This window comes from Streptococcus mitis, assembly GCF_003944325.1.
Taxonomy (GTDB): Bacteria; Bacillota; Bacilli; order Lactobacillales; family Streptococcaceae; genus Streptococcus; species Streptococcus mitis_CW.
The window spans coordinates 163,864-179,481 of the sequence record NZ_RJPX01000001.1; the positions used below are offsets into that span (position 1 = coordinate 163,864).

The 15,618-nt window shown below is 41.8% G+C and carries 12 protein-coding genes; 10 read left to right on the forward strand and 2 right to left on the reverse strand.

All coding sequences use genetic code 11. The features are described from left to right. Positions 1-316: 316 nt before the first annotated feature. The 5 genes from D8787_RS00850 (at position 317) to D8787_RS00870 (ending at position 4,668) form a co-directional block, all read left to right on the forward strand. Positions 317-928 carry a CadD family cadmium resistance transporter gene (locus D8787_RS00850; protein ID WP_049487351.1) on the forward strand — a complete coding sequence of 204 codons (612 nt, stop codon included), beginning with the start codon at positions 317-319 and terminating at the stop codon, positions 926-928. Between the two features lie 233 nt (positions 929-1,161). Then, positions 1,162-2,208: a FecCD family ABC transporter permease gene (locus tag D8787_RS00855; RefSeq protein WP_125420140.1), complete on the forward strand. Its 1,047-nt coding sequence runs from the start codon at positions 1,162-1,164 to the stop codon at positions 2,206-2,208. Position 2,209: 1 nt separating this feature from the next. After that, positions 2,210-2,965 carry an ABC transporter ATP-binding protein gene (locus D8787_RS00860; protein WP_125420142.1) on the forward strand — a complete coding sequence of 252 codons (756 nt, stop codon included), beginning with the start codon at positions 2,210-2,212 and terminating at the stop codon, positions 2,963-2,965. A gap of 19 nt (positions 2,966-2,984) precedes the next feature. Next, positions 2,985-3,995 carry an ABC transporter substrate-binding protein gene (locus D8787_RS00865; RefSeq protein WP_125420144.1) on the forward strand — a complete coding sequence of 337 codons (1,011 nt, stop codon included), beginning with the start codon at positions 2,985-2,987 and terminating at the stop codon, positions 3,993-3,995. Then, positions 3,976-4,668: an alpha/beta hydrolase gene (locus D8787_RS00870; protein ID WP_125420146.1), complete on the forward strand. Its 693-nt coding sequence runs from the start codon at positions 3,976-3,978 to the stop codon at positions 4,666-4,668. The genes D8787_RS00865 and D8787_RS00870 overlap by 20 nt, the downstream gene beginning before the upstream one ends. A 140-nt stretch (positions 4,669-4,808) precedes the next feature. Here D8787_RS00870 and D8787_RS00880 read toward each other — a convergent pair whose 3' ends face one another. Next, entirely contained in the window at positions 4,809-5,567 is a 759-nt protein-coding gene (locus tag D8787_RS00880; RefSeq protein ID WP_125420148.1) for a lysophospholipid acyltransferase family protein, read from the reverse strand. Positions 5,568-5,700: 133 nt separating this feature from the next. On the opposite strand from D8787_RS00880, the gene D8787_RS00885 reads away from it, so the two are divergent. Next, positions 5,701-8,037 carry a cation-translocating P-type ATPase gene (locus D8787_RS00885; protein WP_125420150.1) on the forward strand — a complete coding sequence of 779 codons (2,337 nt, stop codon included), beginning with the start codon at positions 5,701-5,703 and terminating at the stop codon, positions 8,035-8,037. Between the two features lie 492 nt (positions 8,038-8,529). Here the strand turns inward: D8787_RS00885 and D8787_RS00895 are convergent, their stop codons facing one another. After that, positions 8,530-11,676: a DEAD/DEAH box helicase gene (locus tag D8787_RS00895; RefSeq protein WP_125420152.1), complete on the reverse strand. Its 3,147-nt coding sequence runs from the start codon at positions 11,674-11,676 to the stop codon at positions 8,530-8,532. Between the two features lie 238 nt (positions 11,677-11,914). Here D8787_RS00895 and D8787_RS00900 point away from each other — a divergent pair, with 238 nt between their 5' ends. From D8787_RS00900 to galE, 4 genes are all read left to right on the forward strand, one after another. After that, positions 11,915-12,592, forward strand: a complete 678-nt coding sequence (locus D8787_RS00900; RefSeq protein WP_125420154.1) for a tRNA (adenine(22)-N(1))-methyltransferase — start codon at positions 11,915-11,917, stop codon at positions 12,590-12,592. Further along, positions 12,579-13,376, forward strand: a complete 798-nt coding sequence (locus tag D8787_RS00905) for a Nif3-like dinuclear metal center hexameric protein (RefSeq protein ID WP_125420156.1) — start codon at positions 12,579-12,581, stop codon at positions 13,374-13,376. Before D8787_RS00900 ends, D8787_RS00905 begins: the two co-directional genes overlap by 14 nt. Before the next feature lie 16 nt (positions 13,377-13,392). Next, positions 13,393-14,496, forward strand: coding sequence for an NAD(P)/FAD-dependent oxidoreductase (locus tag D8787_RS00910; protein WP_185776721.1), 1,104 nt, complete (start codon positions 13,393-13,395; stop codon positions 14,494-14,496). A gap of 101 nt (positions 14,497-14,597) precedes the next feature. After that, on the forward strand, positions 14,598-15,617 hold the full coding sequence (gene galE, locus D8787_RS00915; protein ID WP_024057477.1) for a UDP-glucose 4-epimerase GalE: 1,020 nt from the start codon (positions 14,598-14,600) through the stop codon (positions 15,615-15,617). Position 15,618: the final 1 nt, after the last annotated feature.

The following is a 15,618-nucleotide window of genomic DNA, read 5'->3' on the forward strand; positions in this document are numbered from 1 at the left end:
TTGGAGACTACAAAAACCTCAAATGGTATCAGCTAATTACACCATAAAGGTGCGTAGCTACTCGGCTTGAAAAGCCGAGTAGCTGTCTGCAAGCCCCCTCGGAGAGCCCACACTTTACGAAGTAAAGTATAATATGTTATACTTTACATGGAAGTAGTCACCGAATTCCAGTTAGAAATTACTTTGTAACTACGTTTTGAGGAGGAGTAAAATGCTTTCCTATGTTCGACATTACCCACTAGCGATAGCTAAATTAATGTGTCTGTGCTCTCCTAAAATCTGCTGATTTATTACTGACCAATACAGGAGGTTTTTTATGGGACAGACAATCATATCTGCTATTGGTGTTTATATTTCCACCAGTATCGATTATTTAATTATTTTATTTATTTTATTTGCACAGCTATCACAGAATAAACAAAAATGGCATATTTATGCGGGGCAATATCTAGGCACAGGCTTACTTGTAGGGGCGAGTTTAGTTGCTGCTTATGTCGTTAATTTCGTGCCTGAAGAATGGATGGTTGGATTGCTTGGTTTAATCCCTATCTATTTAGGGATTCGCTTTGCAATTGTTGGAGAAGGTGAGGAAGAAGAGGAAGAAATTATTGAAAGATTAGAACAAAGCAAGGCAAATCAACTGTTTTGGACAGTTACATTGCTGACAATTGCGTCTGGCGGAGATAATTTAGGTATCTATATACCTTATTTTGCTTCGTTAGATTGGTCACAGACCCTCGTGGCGTTGCTTGTGTTTGTAATCGGCATAATTATCTTATGCGAGATTAGTCGGGTGTTATCCTCTATTCCGTTAATATTCGAGACAATTGAAAAATACGAGCGAATCATTGTGCCCTTAGTATTCATTCTACTTGGACTATATATCATGTATGAAAATGGCACGATAGAGACTTTTCTGACCGTGTAGATTTTTTTGTTTCACTAGGATTTTAGCCCGAGCTCAAATCAGCTCTCTGACTTCAGAGGGCTTTTTATGTTGTTTTCTTACCTCGATATACTCAAGTATGATCTTCGGTTACGGTTATTAGTACTGTAAGACCAACTATATTCATTTTTCTCATCTTGTTCCATTGTTGAAAATATGGTATACTTTTCATGAGAATTTTCTAAATTTTTAAGATTCTATCAAAGGAGGTTTGCATGCTTTCCAAATTTTCTGGAAGCCGACAAGACCAGCAATTTGTGTTACTTTTAGTTATTTTGCTAGGTATTTTAGGGATTTCTCTCTTTCTAGCAGTTTCAATGGGATCTGTTGCGATTGATCTAGGAGATACCTATCGGATTATTTTGAGCAGGTTGGGATTTCCTCTTGAGATAGGAGAGGTTTCCAAGTCTACTCTTGCCATTGTATGGAACATGAGATTCCCTCGAGTATTGTTAGGTCTGATAGTAGGAGCAGGCCTTTCTATGTGTGGTAGCGTGATGCAGTCCACAGTGAACAATCCCATCGCAGAGCCCTATGTCCTAGGCATCTCTGCTGGTGCAACTCTAGGGGCAACCTTGAGCATCATTTTTGGTTTAAAAGTGATGATTAGCCTTGGAGCTTTTCTTGGAGCTATTTTGGCAACAATTGTTGTTCTCATCATTGCCTCTATGCAGGGAAGAATGACGACTTCTAGTCTGATTTTATCAGGAACGGTGGTCAACGCTCTCTTTCTGGCTTTTTCAAACTTTATTATCTCAGTCGGAGCTAATGCGGATAGTGTGATGACCATTAAGTTTTGGACAATGGGCTCGCTTGCTGGGACTACCTGGGCAGACTTGGTCCTGCCAACTATAGTAGTAGGAATGGCCTTTCTATTTTTCTCTACTCAGTATCGTGTTTTCAATGCGATGATGATGGGAGATGAGGCTGCTTTAACTTTGGGAATTCCCTTACGCTTTTATTGGTATCTTTATGTGACCATGGTGGCTGTGCTAACAGCAGTCTTAGTGGCAACCTGTGGGATTATTGGATTTGTCGGTCTGATTACTCCACATTTAGCTCGAGGGTTAGTAGGAACGAATTACAAGAGGCTTTTTCCTGTTGCAACCTTGCTAGGTGCCCTCTTTGTCGTCTGGGCAGACGTATTCTCTCGTATCATCATTCCAAATGCAGAGCTTCCTATTGGTATTTTCACAGCCTTAGTAGGTGCTCCCTTCTTTATCTACATTGTTGGAGATAGGCGAAGGGAGGTGAGAGTCTGATATGGACTTGATTTGTCAGGATATCCATTTTGGACTAGGAGAGAAAAAAATCCTCAAAGGAGTCTCTCTTAAGGTTGAAGGGAATCAATTTCACACGATATTAGGACCAAATGGAAGCGGGAAAACCAGTCTACTTAAACTTCTCTATCGTCAGGAAAAGGCGGACAAAGGCTTGATAAGTCTAGATGGAAAGCCTCTGGAACAATGGACGCTCAAAGAAACAGCCAAGCAAATGGCAGTTGTGACCCAGTTTAACCAGCTGCAGTTTGATTGTACAGTTGAGGAAATCGTCTTGCTGGGAAGAACTCCCCACCTCTCTTTTTTACAGAAGGAAAGGGAAAGAGATTTTACGCTCGTTCAAGATGCCCTTGTTAAGGTGGATATGCTTGAGAAGAAAACTCGTCTCTATTCGTCTCTTTCAGGGGGAGAGAAACAGCGAGTTTTGTTAGCCCGTGCCTTGGCGCAAGAACCGACTCTCTTGCTCCTGGACGAACCAACCAATCACCTGGATATTAAGTATCAGCTAGACTTGTTGGCCATTGTGAAAAATCTCAAGGTCAATGTTCTAGCTGTCCTACATGATATTCAACTTGCTTGTCGCTATTCGGATTATCTCTATCTGATGAAAGAGGGGGAAATCCTTTACCAAGGGACTCCAAAGGAGACCATCACCCCTGAGTCATTGCAAACTGTATACGGAGTTCAAAGTCAGGTGACTTGGACCGAGGATCAGCAAGCTATGATTCACTATTTATAAGAATGAAAAGGAAAACAAGATGAAAAAAACACTCAGTATTTTACTCGTGACAGTAGCTACCTTAACCATGGCAGCTTGTGGCAATACTACTACAGAAAAAACTACCACACAGTCTAGCACAGAAACAAGTCAAAAGACGAGCACAGAGACGACTTATCCGTTAACGGTTAAGACCTACGATGCTAAAGGAAATGAAGTCGAACAAGTTTTTGACAAGGCACCTGAAAAAGTTATCACTAACAATCTTTCAACCACTGAAATCTTATTGGAGTTGGGGTTGAAGGATAAAATTGTTGGCATGCTCAATCCAGACAATGCTGTGACGGACAAATACAAGGATGCGATTGCGACGATTCCTCAAATTGGGGATAAAAAAACAGTCTCACAAGAGACAGTCCTTTCTTATGAGCCAGACGCTGTGATGGGTCGAAACATGATGTTTTCTGAAAAATCCTTGGGGACAGTTAGCACTTGGAATGAAAATAAAATTCCAGTTTATACGCAAAAAGCTTCTCTCTCAACAATTCAGCAAGATTTGGGGAATATTGTAGAAGATGTCAAAAATCTTGGAATGATTTTCAATGTTCAGGACAAGGCCAATGAATACGCAGCCCAATTACAAACTAAAATTGACGCTGTTAAGAAAGCAAACTCAGCAAGCCAAGGTGAAAAGAAAAAGGCTTTGATTATGGTTGCTTATAATGATGAAACCTTCGGTGCCTACAAGTCTGCTTTGCAAGAAAGTTTGCTGAACCAACTTGGCTATACAAACGTTGCTACGGGGACATCAGGCTTGACCTTGGAAAACCTCGTGTCAATGGATCCTGAATTGATTATCTATGTAACCAGCGACCGCAATAAAAAATTGGATGAAAAAGCAGTAGAGTTGATGAAGGCAAATGCTGTTTTGGAAAGCGTTCCTGCTATTAAGAATCAAAAAATCATGACTATTTCTTACGATGAATTGATGGACTATGGTCCAGCAGTGATTGATTCCCTTGAGAAAATAAATGACTTTATCAATAAATAATGAGTTTGATTGGGAAGGAATTCAAGTTAAAATCAGCCTTCCTTCTAACTACGACCCCAATCAAACCTATCCGGCTATTTTATTGAATGATGGAAACTTGGATTTCCTATCGTCCCTTTCCGAATCTGTGATTTTAGTGGGCTTGACCTCTAAAAATCGCTTAGACGACTACACTCCCTGGGCAACATCAGCTCTGAGAGATGGAGCTCCAGATTTTGGAGGTCAGGCCAACGTCTATCATGATCATTTATTTGGAGGTCTTTTAGACAAGTTGCAGTCGCTTTATCGCCTGGACAAAGATCGCCTTGCCTATGGAGGTTACTCACTAGGTGGTTTGGCGGCAGTCTACAGTCTTTTCAGCTTTGACAAGGTCTCCTGTGTCTTTTCAATCTGCGGTTCCTTTTGGTATCCTGATTTTGTGACTTACTGCAAGGCAGAGACAGTGAAAAATCTAGACTGTTTGCTGTATTTACAGAATGGTCAAACAGAAGGAGCCCATCATACCAATCGCTTGGCTCAAGCACCAGCCTATGCTGAGCAGATCCATACCAGTCTTCAGAAATGCTATCCGAACGATCAGTTTGTCTTTGACCCTTATGGGCACCATGAACAAGTGACTGAGCGATTTTTAGCCTTTTCTAGCTGGTTGGCCCAAAAATGGAAAATCAAGTAAAAGAATTATCCCTTGGCACATGCCAAGGGATTGTTGTATTTATTTAATACTCTTCGAAAATCAAATTCAAACCACGTCAGCGTAGCCTTACCGTACTCAAGTACAGCTTGCGGCTAGCTTCCTAGTTTGCTTTTTGATTTTCATTGAGTATAACAAAGAGCCTCTCTCTTCTTATCTGGATTCCATACGAAGCTTGCGATAAAGCTAAAGATGATGGTTAGGATAGCGAGGATAATGGCAAGGATGAGAGCAGGTATGCGGATAAACCACCAGAGTGGGTTTGGTTTTTTATCGTTGTGCCATTGTTTGGTTTCTTGGTCCAGACGTTGGAATTCTGTTTGAATACGATTGGCGACTGTTTCAATGCCTTCATCATTCATTTTCTTGATATCTGAGATATCGATTGGATTTCCAAAGTTCATATCGACACGCTCACGGCTAACCAAGCCCTTCAAGGTCATGGGACCCGTATAGGTAACAGGCATGATACGGACCTTGGCCATTTTGGCAATCAGGGCAACGCCACCCTTGACATCGTTTGAGTGACGGCTCCCACTTGGAAACATGATAAGAGAGCGATCACTTTTTTTGAGAACGTTGATAGGGTATTTGATGGCTGAGGCGCTAGGATTTTCACGGTCGATAGGAAAAGCACCACACATACGGATCCACCAGCCAAAGATACGGTTGGTAAAGAGTTCTTTTTTGGCCATAAAGATAAATTGTTTTGGTTTGGTCGCAAAGGCCATGTAAACAGGATCCCACCAGGTACGGTGAGGGGCAACCAGAATATAATTTTCATCTTGATTAGGAATTTTATCAGTATTATGATAGTGGGCATTGCCATTGATGGACCATAGGAGCAAGACAACTAATCCACGTAAATAAGTATAAAACATGCGATCTCCTTCGATTGTTTTCTTGTTATTATTATACCTTATCAAAGGAGGGCTGGCAAACTTTTTTCCGTGACTAGGTGCATATTTGAGATGAGATTAGAATTCTTTTAGAAAAAATGATATGATAGGATTCATGGATAAAAATAATATTGTGGGATTAACCCAAAGAGAAGTCAAGGAAAGACAGGCTAAGGGCTTGGTTAATGATTTTACTGCTTCTGCCAGTACCAGCACTTGGCAAATCATCAAACGAAATGTCTTTACCCTTTTTAACGCTTTGAACTTTGCCATTGCTTTGGCACTTTCCTTCGTGCAGGCTTGGAGCAATCTGGTCTTCTTTGCTGTTATCTGCTTTAACGCTTTTTCTGGTATTGTGACCGAGCTACGGGCCAAACACATGGTCGATAAGCTCAATCTCATGACCAAGGAAAAGGTTAAAACCATCCGTGATGGCCAAGAAGTGGCTCTGAATCCTGAAGAATTGGTGCTAGGAGATGTCATTCGTTTGTCTGCTGGAGAACAGATTCCTAGTGATGCCTTGGTTCTAGAAGGCTTTGCAGAAGTCAATGAAGCCATGTTAACGGGGGAGAGTGATTTGGTGCAAAAGGAAGTTGGTACCTTGTTTTTGTCTGGAAGCTTCTTAGCCAGTGGGTCAGTTTTAGCTCGTGTCCATCATGTCGGTGCAGACAACTATGCTGCCAAACTCATGCTGGAAGCCAAGACCGTTAAACCAATCAACTCCCGTATCATGAAATCGCTGGATAAGCTAGCTGGTTTTACTGGGAAGATTATCATTCCTTTTGGTCTGGCTCTCTTGCTAGAAGCCTTGATGTTAAAAGGCTTGCCTCTCAAGTCATCCGTTGTAAATTCGTCTACAGCCCTTTTGGGGATGTTGCCCAAGGGAATCGCCCTTTTGACCATTACTTCGCTCTTGACTGCGGTGATTAAGCTTGGCTTGAAAAAAGTCTTGGTACAGGAGATGTACTCTGTTGAGACCTTGGCGCGCGTGGATATGCTCTGTTTGGACAAGACGGGTACCATTACCCAAGGAAAGATGCAGGTGGAGGCAGTTCTTCCTTTGACCGAAGAGTATGGAGAGTCAGAGCTTGCTATCATCTTGGCCAGCTATATGGCCCATAGTGAGGATAAAAATCCAACTGCCCAAGCCATTCGACAGCGTTTTGTGGGAGAAGTTACTTATCCTATGATTTCCAATCTTCCTTTCTCAAGCGACCGCAAGTGGGGAGCTATGGAATTGGAAGGTCTGGGGACAGTTTTCTTAGGAGCGCCTGAGATGTTGTTGGACTCTGAAGTCCCAGAAGCCAGAGAGGCCTTGGAGAGAGGGTCACGTGTCTTGGTCTTAGCCCTCAGTCAGGAAAAACTAGACCATCACAAACCACAGAAACCATCTGATATTCAGGCTCTGGCTTTGCTGGAGATTTTGGACCCCATTCGAGAAGGAGCAGCTGAGACGCTGGACTATCTCCGTTCTCAGGAAGTGGGACTCAAGATTATATCTGGTGACAATCCAGTTACGGTGTCCAGCATTGCCCAAAAGGCTGGTTTTGCAGACTATCACAGCTATGTAGATTGCTCAAAAATCACTGATGAGGAATTGATTGATATGGCTGAGGAGACAGCTATTTTTGGACGTGTTTCCCCTCATCAAAAGAAACTCATCATCCAAACGCTGAAAAAAGCAGGGCATACAACAGCTATGACTGGGGATGGAGTTAATGATATCCTGGCTCTTCGTGAGGCGGATTGTTCTATCGTGATGGCTGAAGGAGACCCTGCGACTCGTCAGATTGCCAATCTGGTTCTCTTGAACTCTGACTTTAATGATGTTCCTGAGATTCTCTTTGAAGGTCGTCGTGTGGTCAATAACATTGCCCATATCGCCCCGATTTTCTTGATAAAGACCATCTATTCTTTCTTGCTCGCAGTTATCTGTATTGCCAGTGCTTTACTAGGTCGGTCTGAGTGGATCTTGATTTTCCCATTCATTCCAATTCAGATAACCATGATCGACCAGTTCGTGGAAGGTTTCCCGCCATTCGTTCTGACTTTTGAGCGAAATATCAAGCCTGTCGAGCCAAACTTCCTCAGAAGATCCATGCTTCGTGCCCTACCAAGCGCTCTCATGGTCGTGTTCAGCGTACTCTTTGTGAAAATTTTTGGAAGTAGCCAAGGTTGGTCTGAGTTAGAAATCTCAACCCTCCTCTATTATCTACTTGGGTCTATTGGTTTCTTATCCGTATTTAGAGCCTGCATGCCATTTACCCTATGGCGTGTCCTCTTGATTGTTTGGTCAGTAGGAGGCTTCCTAGCCACAGCTCTCTTCCCAAGAATTCAAAAACTGCTTGAAATTTCGACATTAACAGGACAAACATTATCTGTTTATGGTGTCATGATGTTGGTCTTTACTGTGATTTTCATTATAACCAGTCGCTATCAAGCCAGAAAATAAAGAAAGACTGCAATCTGTGGATTGCGGTTTTCTTATACGACGAGTCTATCGTAGATCTGATGTGCAAGGCCTATGTGTCTATTATAGTAGATTGAAATAAGATATGATCAAATCAATTAGGAAAGTTAATACTCTTCGAAAATCAAATTTAAACCACGTCAGCGTCGCCTTACCATACTCAAGTACAGCCTGCGGCTAGCTTCCTAGTTTGCTTTTTAATTTTAGTATAGTATAAAAACTGTCAGATGAAGGGATGGTGAAATCGTATAGTGTATTGAAATAAGATATGAACAAATTGATTAGGAAAGTCAAATTAATTTCTAGAAATGTTTTAGTAGTCTCTGTGTACTATTATAGTTTCAATCTACTATATCTATACGAATAGAAACGTGACGGTAAGGCATATAGAGCTCGTAAGAGGACGAGAAAGTCTGCAACCTTAAAAAGAACTAGATAAATCCACTAAGTATGGTTACTCTAGTTCTTTTTCGTTTATTCAATACCCAAGATTTCCTTAATATCATCAACGTTCAGATTGCTTCTACTTTCTTGTCCTTCAAGGACGGTGTTGAAGAGTTCTTTTTTACTTTCTTGGAGTTCTTGGATTTTTTCCTCTATGGTTCCAAGTGTGATAAGGCGATATACATCGACTTGTTTGGTCTGGCCAAGGCGGTGGCTTCGTCCGATGGCTTGCATCTCGACTGCTGGATTCCACCAGAGGTCACAGAGGATGATGGTATCAGCTCCTGTTAGATTCAGTCCTGTTCCACCTGCTTTTAGGGAAATGAGGAAGCAGTCTTTTTCACCTTGATTGAAGAGATTGACCATTTCTTGACGTTTATCTGAAGGTGTTTGTCCTGTTATTTTAAAGTGAGACATTTCTTTTTTCTCTAGTTCTTGCTCAATGAGATCAAGCATAGAGGTGAATTGTGAAAAGATAAGTGGTCGTGCTCCTTTTTTACGAATGGTGTCCAGGAGCTCGAATAAGCTGTCTATTTTTCCACTATCCCCTGTGTAGTCTTCTAAAAAGAGAGCTGGGGTATTACAGATTTGTCTAAGTCGGGTCAGTCCTGCTAATATTTCAATTTTATGACGTTTAATCTCATCAGCGCTGGCTCCTGCAACCATTTCTTGCATACGTCGAAGTTGAGCTAGATAGAGCGTTTTTTGTGAACTACTGAGTTCATTGCTGTAGAGGTGCTCGCTCAGTTCAGGCAATTCTGTCAGAACTTCGTCTTTTTTCCTACGCAGAACAAAAGGTTGAATCAGTTTAGCAACGAGTTGAGGTGACAATTTTGAAAATTCCTTTTTACTTGGTAAGAGTCCTGGTAATACTATCTGGAAAATAGACCAAATCTCTTCGAGACGGTTTTCGATAGGAGTTCCAGATAGGGCATAGCAGGTCTTGACATCAAATTCTCTCAAAGCTTGTGCTGTTTTGGTCTGACTATTTTTTATCATCTGTGCTTCATCTAAGATGAGGTAGTCGTAAGACTGCTTTTGATAGTGTTCAAGGTCAGATCGAAAAGATGGATAGCTTGTAATAGTGATAGTGGCAGATTTTTCGATTTGCTTGATACGCTCAGTTTTTGTGCCATAGGCTACTTCAACCTGTTTGTGAGGTACAAATTTTCGGAATTCTTCCTTCCAATTATAAAGAAGGCTGGCTGGAGCTAGGATAAGAGCTTTCTGGTCTGGTTTAAGGTTGGCTTCCAGAAGAGTGATGGTTTGCAAGGTTTTCCCTAGCCCCATATCGTCCGCCAGAATTCCTCCAAAATGATAATGATCCAGCATACTCAGCCATTTGACTCCTTCTTTCTGATAGGAGCGAAGTTTGGCCTTGACTTCATAAGGCTTGATATCAAATTCTTCAGGGTGGGTCAGGTCATAAGCCATCTTTTTGAAATCACGAGAAAAATTGACATGTTCATTGTCTTTGAAGGTTTCAGAAAGGCTAAAGGCACGAGATTTGTGCATCTTGATTTTTCCGTCTGAAAATTTAGCGCGAAGCTCTTGGAGACTTTGGGCAACCTTGAGACTTTCATCGTCAAAGACTAGAACCTTTCCTTGCTTGGTTTGGTAGTGGCTTTCTTGATTCCATAAAGCTTGGATAGCTTTTTCAACCTCATCTTCTGAAATCATAGAAAAATCAAACTGAACTGAAAGGAAGCCGTCGTCGTCAAAAATGTCAATGACAGCAGGATCTTCTACTAAGAGTTTTTCAAGCGATTCATCTAGTTGAACTTGACCCAGAGTACGAAAACGGGGTAGTTCTTTTAGGAAGAAATCAACGACTTTTATTTTAGAAAGACTATGAAATTCCTCTTTGAAACCAGCAGAAAGCAGTTGATGATAGATTTTTCTGGCTTTGCTAGCTTGGTAAGTATAGGGGAGGGTTAGGAGATCTTGTTTAGAATGGACTTGTTTTTCTCCAAAGGACCACACCATGTTGAGGGCAATTTCATTTCTAGTCTTGGAGAAGGCAAAGATGGGGATGAAGTCATGGATTTGTAATTCATCTGGGATACTGATAGGAACATAGTTTGAGATGATATTACAGACTTGCATGAGTTCAGCCTTATTTTCCTTTGAAAAGATAAGAGGAGAACTTTCTTGATAATGGTAGATCCAAGTAGCTAATTTATCTAAAAAGTAACGGTGCTCTTTTTTGATGATGTGGAAGTGATTGTGTCGAATCCAAAGTTTTTCTTGAATAATGAAACCAAAATAAGCTGTATTGATGATTTCATAATGGTTATTAGATTTGACAACTTTAAAAATTTCTTCTTCCGGGATAAAGGGACTATCATCTAAGAATATAAGAGGGTATTCGGCTTTTGAGGTTACATATTGGAAGACATCCAAAGCTTGAAAAAGTGGCACGAGGTCGTTTAAATAGCTAACAGGAGCCTCTAAATAGCGTCCGCAATCTCTAGGGCTAATATCGTAACCGAAGTTGAAATAAGAATGTTCATTTCTATCGATGAAATATTTTTTGATATAGAGGAGTAAGTTTTGGGACGCCTGATTAAACTGGTCTAATGATAAGTTGATTGTCCCGATTTTCTGTGAAACAAAGTAATCTTCCTGTTGGAAAATGAGAAAAATGAAGTGGGCTATGTCCTTGATAACATAGGAACGAGAAGCCTGTTCAACCTGTAGTTTTAAGGTCCAAGCTAGGCTATGATTTCGGATTTCGACTTGTCCATGAAGGGAAAGTGAAGGCGCCGTCGCTTTTTCTTCTACCAGTTCGTCATGGAGTTCTTCAGATGGCAAGGTAGGGATCAGTTGGCTGGCAAAACTTGGTTTATGACTAGATTTACGAATGCGTTCTTGAATAACTTGGGGTAGACTACGAAAGTAGAGATCCATGGCAACCCAGTGTTTACAGACTTCCTGATTTTGGAAATCATTACATTCGCAATGAAAACCAGTCAAATCGAAGTGCTCCATACTGGTCAGGATGTTGGGTTCCAGATACATGGAGATGCCATTATAGGTATTGGGATGCTTAAAATATTCTTTGTTTTCAGTATCAAAATAGTTTTTTATCTGTTGGAAAATGGTTCGTCCATCCATTCTCATACGAGCAGGTAGTCTATCGGGAACCGTCATTGAAGTAACCTCTGTTCTAATCATTCTTTCCTCTATCTTATCAGATTTTATAGGAAAAGAATAGATTTATCTTACATAAATTGCATCTTGATAGGGAGTGGAAAAATAAAGAGTTTCTCTTGATTGTAAATCTTTCAATTGGATCCATCTATTGCCTTAGGCCATTGAAACTTATTTCGCTGGAGCTACTTACATTACTGGAAAGTTGGGGATTGAAATGTGGTATAATAAGAGGTAATAGAGTTTTGGAAAGTGAGAGAAGATGATTTCAAAGAGATTGGAATTAGTGGCTTCCTTTGTGCCACAGGGAGCCATTTTGCTAGATGTGGGAAGTGACCATGCTTATCTGCCTATCGAGTTGGTCGAAAGAGGCCAAATCAAAAGTGCCATTGCGGGTGAGGTGGTGGAAGGCCCCTATCAGTCTGCGGTCAAAAATGTTGAGGCGCACGACCTAAAGGAGAAAATTCAAGTCCGTTTAGCAAATGGCTTGGCAGCCTTTGAAGAGACAGACCAAGTGTCTGTCATTACCATTGCTGGTATGGGTGGTCGTTTGATTGCTAGGATTTTAGAAGAAGACTTGGACAAGTTAGCTAATGTAGAACGATTGATCCTCCAGCCCAATAATCGTGAAGACGACTTGCGCATTTGGTTGCAAGACAATGGTTTTCAGATTGTGGCAGAAAGCATTCTAGAAGAAGCTGGCAAGTTTTACGAGATTTTGGTGGTGGAAGCGGGACAAATGAAGCTATCAGCCAGTGATGTTCGCTTTGGTCCCTTCTTGTCCAAAGAAGTCAGCCCAGTCTTTGTCCAAAAATGGCAAAAAGAGGCTGCTAAGTTAGAGTTTGCCCTCGGACAAATCCCAGAAAAAAATCTGGAGGAACGTCAAGTTCTAGTAGATAAAATTCAAGCCATCAAGGAGGTTCTCCATGCTAGCAAGTGAAGTTATTAAGGCGTATGAAGCCTTTTGCCCCCAGGAATTTTCCATGGAGGGGGATAGTCGTGGTCTGCAAATTGGAACTTTGGACAAGGATATCCAAAGTGTCATGGTTGCTCTGGATATTCGTGAAGAAACGGTGGCTGAAGCCATTGAAAAGGGTGTGGATTTGATTATCGTCAAGCACACGCCGATTTTTCGTCCGATCAAGGACTTGGTAGCCAGCCGTCCGCAAAATCAGATTTACATCGACCTGATCAAGCATGACATTGCAGTTTATGTCAGCCATACCAATATTGACATCGTTGATAATGGGCTCAATGACTGGTTTTGCCAGATGCTAGGCATTGATGAGACGACTTATCTGCAGGAAACAGGCCCTGAACGTGGAATTGGACGTATTGGAAATATTCAGCCTCAGACATTTGGAGAATTGGCTCAACATGTAAAGCAAGTATTCGGCCTAGATAGTCTTCGAATGGTGCATTATCAAGAGAGTGATTTGCAGAAGTCTATTTCAAGAGTGGCCATCTGTGGTGGAAGTGGGCAGTCATTCTATAAGGATGCTTTAGCTAAAGGAGCGGATGTCTATATCACTGGTGATATTTACTATCACACTGCCCAGGATATGTTGTCTGATGGCTTGCTAGCCTTGGACCCAGGTCACTATATCGAAGTGCTTTTTGTGGAAAAAATTGCAGAGCTTCTTAATCAATGGAAAGAGGAAAAAGCCTGGACAATCGATATTGTACCTAGTCAAGCATCTACCAATCCTTTCCACCATATCTAGTTAGAAAGTGAAAACAATGAAAAAAGTTGCCATTATCGGAGCAGGGATTGTGGGGGCAACAGCTGCCTACTACCTCTCGAAAGAAAGTGACCTAGAGGTGACCGCTTTTGACCATGGACAAGGTCAAGCTACCAAGGCCGCAGCAGGAATTATCAGTCCTTGGTTTTCCAAACGCCGCAATAAAGCCTGGTACAAGATGGCACGCTTGGGGGCTGACTTTTATGTGGATTTGTTGGCTGATTTAGAGAATTCAGGGCAAGAAATCGACTTTTACCAACGTTCGGGAGTCTTTCTCCTGAAAAGGGATGAGTCCAGGTTGGAAGAACTCTATCAACTAGCCCTCCAGCGCAGGGAAGAATCTCTCTTGATAGGGCAATTAGCCATTCTGGACCAAGCATCAGCTAATGAATTATTCCCTGGCTTGCAGGGATTTGATTGCTTGCTCTATGCTTCTGGTGGAGCGAGAGTAGATGGTCAACTCTTAGTGACTCGTTTGCTGGAAGCCAGTCAGGTCAAGCTGGTCAAAGAAAAAGTGACTCTGACACCTTTAGCATCAGGTTACCAGATTGACGAAGAGGTGTTTGATCAGGTTATTTTGGCGACGGGAGCTTGGTTGGGGGACTTGTTAGAACCCTTGGGTTATGCTGTGGATGTCCGTCCCCAAAAAGGACAACTACGAGATTATCAGCTTGCCCAAGACATGGCAGCTTATCCTGTGGTTATGCCAGAAGGGGAGTGGGATTTGATTCCTTTTGCAGGTGGGAAATTGTCCCTAGGAGCTACTCATGAAAATGACATGGGGTTTGATTTGACGGTAGATGAAACCTTACTCCAGCAAATGGAGGATACGGCCTTGTCTCACTATCCTAGTTTAGCAGAAGCTACTTCAAGGGCTGAGCGTGTGGGAATCCGTGCCTATACCAGTGATTTCTCTCCTTTTTTTGGGCAGGTGCCAGAATTGGCAGGTGTCTATGCTGCTAGTGGACTAGGTTCATCAGGCCTCACAACTGGTCCTATCATTGGTTACCATCTAGCTCAACTGATCCAAGACAAGGAGTTGACCTTGGACCCTCTAAACTATCCAATTGAAAACTATGTCAAACGACTAAAAATCGAATAAGTATTTTACTGAAATTTTATCCCCCCTCTAGGATGGCAAATGACATTCCCTATCAAAAATGGTAAAATAAGAAAAAATAATCCGAGAATCGAGGAAAGAAGATGCAAGAAAAGATTTTGGTAACGGGTGGAGCAGGTTTTATTGGAACTCACACAGTTATTGAGTTAATCCAAGCAGGTCATCAGGTTGTTGTGGTGGATAACCTTGTCAACAGCAATCGTAAAAGTTTAGAAGTTGTTGAGAGAATTACAGGAGTTGAAGTGCCTTTCTATGAGGCAGATATTCGTGACACAGATACCCTCAGAGATATTTTCAAGCAAGAAGAACCAACAGGGGTCATTCACTTCGCTGGCTTGAAGGCTGTCGGTGAATCTACCCGTATTCCTCTTGCCTACTATGACAACAATATCGCTGGAACTGTTAGTCTTTTGAAGGTAATGGAAGAAAACAACTGTAAAAACATCATTTTCAGTTCTTCTGCGACAGTTTACGGAGATCCGCACACAGTACCCATCTTGGAAGATTTCCCACTTTCAGTGACCAATCCATACGGTCGCACTAAGCTTATGCTAGAGGAAATTTTGACAGATATCTACAAGGCAGACTCAGAATGGAATGTGGTCTTGCTTCGTTACTTTAACCCAATCGGAGCCCATGAGAGTGGTGATTTGGGAGAAAATCCAAACGGTATTCCAAACAATCTCTTGCCATATGTGACTCAAGTAGCCGTTGGGAAATTAGAGCAAGTGCAAGTGTTTGGAGACGATTACGATACGGAAGATGGAACTGGTGTTCGTGACTATATCCACGTTGTCGATTTGGCTAAAGGTCACGTTGCAGCTCTGAAAAAAATCCAAAAAGGCTCAGGTCTAAACGTTTATAACCTTGGAACAGGTAAAGGATACTCAGTTCTTGAAATTATCCAAAATATGGAAAAAGCAGTGGGACGCCCAATTCCTTACCGCATCGTAGACCGTCGCCCAGGAGATATCGCGGCCTGCTATTCAGATCCTGCAAAAGCCAAAGCAGAACTCGGCTGGGAAGCAGAACTCGGCATCACCCAAATGTGTGAAGACGCATGGCGTTGGCAAAGTAAGCATCCAAATGGATTTGAAGACTAAG

What these genes read in the sequence shown, in the direction of transcription:
- D8787_RS00850 (WP_049487351.1), top strand. Translation starts at nt 317, where the DNA reads ATGGGACAGACAATCATATCTGCTATTGGTGTTTATATTTCCACCAGT.
- D8787_RS00855 (WP_125420140.1), top strand. Translation starts at nt 1,162, where the DNA reads ATGCTTTCCAAATTTTCTGGAAGCCGACAAGACCAGCAATTTGTGTTA.
- D8787_RS00860 (WP_125420142.1), top strand. Translation starts at nt 2,210, where the DNA reads ATGGACTTGATTTGTCAGGATATCCATTTTGGACTAGGAGAGAAAAAA.
- D8787_RS00865 (WP_125420144.1), top strand. Translation starts at nt 2,985, where the DNA reads ATGAAAAAAACACTCAGTATTTTACTCGTGACAGTAGCTACCTTAACC.
- D8787_RS00870 (WP_125420146.1), top strand. Translation starts at nt 3,976, where the DNA reads ATGACTTTATCAATAAATAATGAGTTTGATTGGGAAGGAATTCAAGTT.
- D8787_RS00880 (WP_125420148.1), bottom strand. Translation starts at nt 5,567, where the DNA reads ATGTTTTATACTTATTTACGTGGATTAGTTGTCTTGCTCCTATGGTCC.
- D8787_RS00885 (WP_125420150.1), top strand. Translation starts at nt 5,701, where the DNA reads ATGGATAAAAATAATATTGTGGGATTAACCCAAAGAGAAGTCAAGGAA.
- D8787_RS00895 (WP_125420152.1), bottom strand. Translation starts at nt 11,676, where the DNA reads ATGATTAGAACAGAGGTTACTTCAATGACGGTTCCCGATAGACTACCT.
- D8787_RS00900 (WP_125420154.1), top strand. Translation starts at nt 11,915, where the DNA reads ATGATTTCAAAGAGATTGGAATTAGTGGCTTCCTTTGTGCCACAGGGA.
- D8787_RS00905 (WP_125420156.1), top strand. Translation starts at nt 12,579, where the DNA reads ATGCTAGCAAGTGAAGTTATTAAGGCGTATGAAGCCTTTTGCCCCCAG.
- D8787_RS00910 (WP_185776721.1), top strand. Translation starts at nt 13,393, where the DNA reads ATGAAAAAAGTTGCCATTATCGGAGCAGGGATTGTGGGGGCAACAGCT.
- galE (WP_024057477.1), top strand. Translation starts at nt 14,598, where the DNA reads ATGCAAGAAAAGATTTTGGTAACGGGTGGAGCAGGTTTTATTGGAACT.